Below are 4,260 nucleotides of genomic sequence, written 5' to 3'. Positions count from 1 at the left end.
GATGGCGAAGGCTGCGACGGTGCGGTCGCTGTCATGGGTGAAATACTGGTCGGCGATCGCGGCGATCTCACCGTTACCGACAATGACCAAGGGCTTGAGGGAGGGCACGGATCAGGGCCTTGAGATCAGCAGGTCGTCGCGGCGATTGGCCATGGGCAAGCCTTCGTCCTGGGGGAGAAGATAGGCGTCACAGCCTGCGGTCTGCGCCCGGTGGATCATGCCGCTGAGCGCGCCGTCGTCGATCCTGCCCTGCAGGGATTGCTCCGCGTCGAGGGGCGGGTCCTCGTCCCGCCCGGTGTAGGCGCGATGGACCGCTTTGCCGGTCGGGCTGGAGAACAGCCGGCGTCGTTTCGAAATGTTCGGGATATCGCCGTAGAGCGCCCGCCCGCGCGGCGCGAGCAGGTCGACGGTCGCATCGACCACGTCGAAGACGTTGGTCTCCACGAACATGTAGTGCAGCACGCTGTAGCAGATCAGCACGTCCACGCCGTCGGGCGCGGCCTCCCGCAGCGCCGGGCCGCAGGCCGGGAAGGCGCCGGCCACCTTGCGGGTGACGCCTTCGACATCGGGCAACATGTCCAGCATCTCGGCGCTATCGACGAGGATCAGCCGGTGGCCCTGTTGGGTGCAGAGATCGATCAGCATGCGCGGCAGGGCGGCGCAGCCGGCGCCAATGTCGGCCACCGTCAGGCCTCTGTCGCGCCGCAGCCGGGGAAGCTTGGCGACGATGTCCTCGAAGATCGCAGGCTCGTAGCCTTCTCGGTAGGCGGTCGGGAAGCCGATCTTCCCGTGGGCGTCGAGGTGTGGATTGCGGGCCAGTTCGCGGAAGGCCTCGAAAGTCAGATCGAGCGCCGCAAAATCCAGGTCTCGAGACTGGCTGAGGTCGGGCATCGCCATGTTGCGGGAAACGCTCCAGAGGCGTGCCCGCCAAGGCAGCCAACAATGGCTAGGACTACCGGCGGGGCCTGGCGAATGCAAGGCGACGGGGCGCTCAGGCTTTTTAGGCGTCCGCCTGCGTCCCAGCGACATACTGTTCGAAAGCGCCCAGACGCTGCTGAACGATTTCGGCGTACTCCGCGGTCTGCATGGATGGCCATTGCGCCTTCGCCTGGGTGATGGCGGTGGCCATGCCGTCGGGATGATGGACAGCGGCCCAGCCCGGCAAGGCGGGGGTGCTGTCCATGAGCGGCCGCTCGCCCGGGTCCTTGGGCGATATCGCCGGAATGCCGAGGGACATGGCTTCGTACATCGCCCGCAGTCCCCCATCCGGATAGCTGGACAGGAACAGGTTCGCGCCCAGGCTGGCGAGCGCCTGGCGCAGGTTGGGCGCCTGTCCGGCGAAGACATAGCGCGCCGGATCGACGTCCCCCGCCGTCAGCGCGGCCCGGATCTCCTTCTGAAACGCGTCATCGACCGGCCCGATATGGGTGAGGTCGCCGGAGGGATCGGCCTGCAGGCAAGCAATCACCCAATCAGACCACCGGCGCGCAGCCGCGTGCCTGTATTTGCTGGGATGGCCGCAGGTGGCGATCCTGAGGCGCTCCGACGGCGGCGTGGCGATCTTCGGCAAGGGCCCGGATGGGGGCAACCACATGGAGGTGAGGATGGGCTCGTGGCCGATCCCGCGGCAGGCGTCGAAGACGCAAGGCGTCAGGTCCACGTGGGCGGAGTAGCCGATGGTCGCGCCGACGCTGGGAACGCTGTCAGCGTGATGGATGAACTCCGTCACCGACCGGAAGGGGTATGTGGCGGTGACCGCGCACAGGTCCATGTGGTGGTTCAGGAGGAATATCCGCGTCGGCCGGATCGCGTGCAGCAGGTTGTGGAGTTCGACAGTCCTGTCCAGGATGGCCGGAGACTTCAGGCTCAGCATGCTGCGGGCGTGGAAGCCCGCGTTCTGGACGTTGGGCTCGACGAGGGTCCGGTACGCCTGCGATCCGTAGAGGTCGGTCAGGATGATGGTGACATTCTGCGCGCCAACCAGCCGGGTGATATCCGCCGCCACGCGTGTATGCCCCCCGACCGCGTAGAACTGGGTCGCGATGATACAGACATTCTCGTTGCTCTTGGGCCTTGCGTAGTCCCGCAAGGCGAGCACCTCAGCGGCGTGCGGGACAGCGTCGTCCAGCGCCTTCATGAACAGCTTGTAGCCCCGGACATCGTCGCGCATGACGAAGTCGGGCATGCGGCAAAGTCTCTGCAGCACGGGCTCCAATTGAGCCGCGGTCTTCGCAGACAGCACCTCCTCGGCCATGGATGAACTGTCGAAGTCGAAGGTCAAACAACACCCGTGGCTCTAGGATTGAAATCGACCGCCAGACCGGCCGGGCGACGCAACGATGCGGGCAGGCCGTCAACCGGGGGGCGTCGCCTCAGCGTCTCCCAGAATCATAGTTTAAGCATTGAGCTTGGCGCTACCTCTCGTCCTCGGGTAACGCAATTCCCTAAACTCTCGAGATTGATATGGCCCAATCCCTGGCGAAATTCATCCAGCTGCCGCTCTTCAACGAGCCCCGGGGGAATCTGTCCTTCATCGAATCCGGCCGCCACGTGCCGTTCGAGTTCTCCAGGGTCTATTACATCTACGACATCCCCAGCGGCGCTGTTCGCGCCCGGCATGCGCACAAGGAATTGCATCAGCTCCTGATCGCCGTCTCGGGCAGCTTCGACGTGCGGCTGCATGACGGGGTGAGCGAGGAGTTCGTGACGCTCAATCGGCCCAATGTCGGTCTGCATGTCGAGCCGCGGATCTGGCACGATCTCCTGAACTTCTCGTCCGGTTCCGTCTGCCTGGCCCTGGCGTCCGCGCCCTACGAAGAGAGCGATTACATTCGCCACTTCGATCAGTTCCTCGACTATGTCGCCCCATGAAATTCCTGGACCTCGGCCTGGATGAGCCCACGCTCAGAGCTGAGCTCGACGCCGCCTACGCGCGGGTCATGGACAGCGGTTGGGTGATCCTTGGCCCGGAAGTCCAGGCCTTTGAGTCGGAGTTCGCCGCATGTTGCGGCGCGCAGCACTGCGCCGGCGTGGGCAATGGCCTGGACGCCATGGTGCTGGCGCTGCGGGCGGCCGGCGTGGGAGCGGGCGATGAAGTGATCGTGCCCTCTCACACCTTCGCCGCGACCTGGGTCGCGGTGGCGAGCGTCGGCGCCACGATCCGGCCCGTCGAGGTTGATCCGAGCACCTACACCCTCGATCCGGCGCAGGTCGAGGCCGCGATCGGCCCGCGCACGCGCGTGATCCTGCCGGTCTCGCTCTACGGGCATCCCGCCGACATGGGACGCCTCATGGCGCTGGCGGACCGGCACGGCCTGTTTGTGCTGGAAGACGCCGCGCAGGGTCACGGCTCGGAATTCCAAGCCCGGCGCGCGGGCTCGATCGCCCATGCCACCGCCTTCAGTTTCTATCCGACCAAGAACCTGGGCGCGATCGGCGATGCCGGGGCGGTGGTCTGCAACGACGCGGCCCTGGACGCGAAAGTCCGCATGCTCCGCAACTACGGGGCGCGCACCAAGTACGAGCATGAGGTCGTCGGCTACAATTCCCGCCTGGACGAACTGCAGGCCGCCTTCCTGCGCGTTCGACTGAAGCGGCTCGAAAGCTCGACCGAAACCCGTCGTGCGCTCGCCCGGACCTACAGCGCCGCCCTGGCCGACGCGCCGGTTGTGACTCCTTTCGAAGCCAGCTGGGCGCGCCACGTCTATCACCTGTACGTCGTGCGCTCCGCGCGTCGCGATGACCTGCGATCCCACCTGCAGTCGCGGGAGGTCGAGACCTTGATCCACTATCCAGCGCCTTGCCACCTGCAGCCGGCCTTCGCCGATCTTGGATATGGGCCGGGGTCGTTCCCGATCGCCGAGCAACTTGCGCGAGAGGTGCTGTCGCTGCCGTTGCGACCGGCGCTCGGTGAAGAGGCCATCGACCATGTCGTCGAGGCGGTCAGCCGGTTCGTGTGATATCGCGCCGCCGCTTCAGGCCAGGGCCTGGGCCAGGCCCGGCAGGCGGGTGCGGAGGGCTGTGTTCAGCTCATCCCGGCGGTCCCAGAGCTCGCGATACCAGGCGCTGCGGTCGGCCGCCTGATGGGCGAACATGCGGTTGTCGCGCACATATTCCCAGGCCTGCCGGGCCATGACCTGCCGGGCGGTCTCGTCGCGCAGGGCGCCGGCCAGTTGCGGCGCCCAGTCCTTCAGGCGCTGCGCGATCAGGCCCGTCCGACCGTGGACGATCGTCTCGGCATAGATGGTCGGGGAGGCCAGC

General features: G+C 66.4%; 5 protein-coding genes. 2 read left to right on the top strand and 3 right to left on the bottom strand.

What is annotated here, in order from left to right:
- Nucleotides 1-111: 111 nt before the first annotated feature.
- Nucleotides 112-897 (bottom strand): hypothetical protein, encoded by a 786-nt coding sequence (locus AAC997_RS16600; RefSeq protein ID WP_340646815.1) that lies wholly within the window; start codon nt 895-897, stop codon nt 112-114.
- 103 nt (nt 898-1,000) lie between these two features.
- Nucleotides 1,001-2,281, bottom strand: coding sequence for a hypothetical protein (locus tag AAC997_RS16595; RefSeq protein ID WP_340646814.1), 1,281 nt, complete (start codon nt 2,279-2,281; stop codon nt 1,001-1,003).
- 182 nt (nt 2,282-2,463) lie between these two features.
- Here AAC997_RS16595 and AAC997_RS16590 point away from each other — a divergent pair, with 182 nt between their 5' ends.
- Nucleotides 2,464-2,871, top strand: a complete 408-nt coding sequence (locus tag AAC997_RS16590) for an FdtA/QdtA family cupin domain-containing protein (RefSeq protein ID WP_340646813.1) — start codon at nt 2,464-2,466, stop codon at nt 2,869-2,871.
- Nucleotides 2,868-3,959: a DegT/DnrJ/EryC1/StrS family aminotransferase gene (locus tag AAC997_RS16585; RefSeq protein ID WP_340646812.1), complete on the top strand. Its 1,092-nt coding sequence runs from the start codon at nt 2,868-2,870 to the stop codon at nt 3,957-3,959. The genes AAC997_RS16590 and AAC997_RS16585 overlap by 4 nt, the downstream gene beginning before the upstream one ends.
- A gap of 15 nt (nt 3,960-3,974) precedes the next feature.
- Here the strand turns inward: AAC997_RS16585 and AAC997_RS16580 are convergent.
- Nucleotides 3,975-4,260 (bottom strand): hypothetical protein (locus AAC997_RS16580; protein ID WP_340646811.1); only part of this gene is annotated, 286 nt, incomplete at its 5' end.

This window comes from Phenylobacterium sp. (assembly GCF_037968635.1).
In the GTDB taxonomy this organism is placed as follows: Bacteria; Pseudomonadota; Alphaproteobacteria; order Caulobacterales; family Caulobacteraceae; genus Phenylobacterium.
The sequence above is the reverse complement of the archived record's forward strand: the minus strand, read 5'-3'. Positions and strand labels throughout refer to the sequence as shown.

Coding starts and splice junctions, on each gene's coding strand:
- AAC997_RS16590 (WP_340646813.1), top strand. CDS start 2,464: ATGGCCCAATCCCTGGCGAAATTCATCCAGCTGCCGCTCTTCAACGAG.
- AAC997_RS16600 (WP_340646815.1), bottom strand. CDS start 897: ATGGCGATGCCCGACCTCAGCCAGTCTCGAGACCTGGATTTTGCGGCG.
- AAC997_RS16585 (WP_340646812.1), top strand. CDS start 2,868: ATGAAATTCCTGGACCTCGGCCTGGATGAGCCCACGCTCAGAGCTGAG.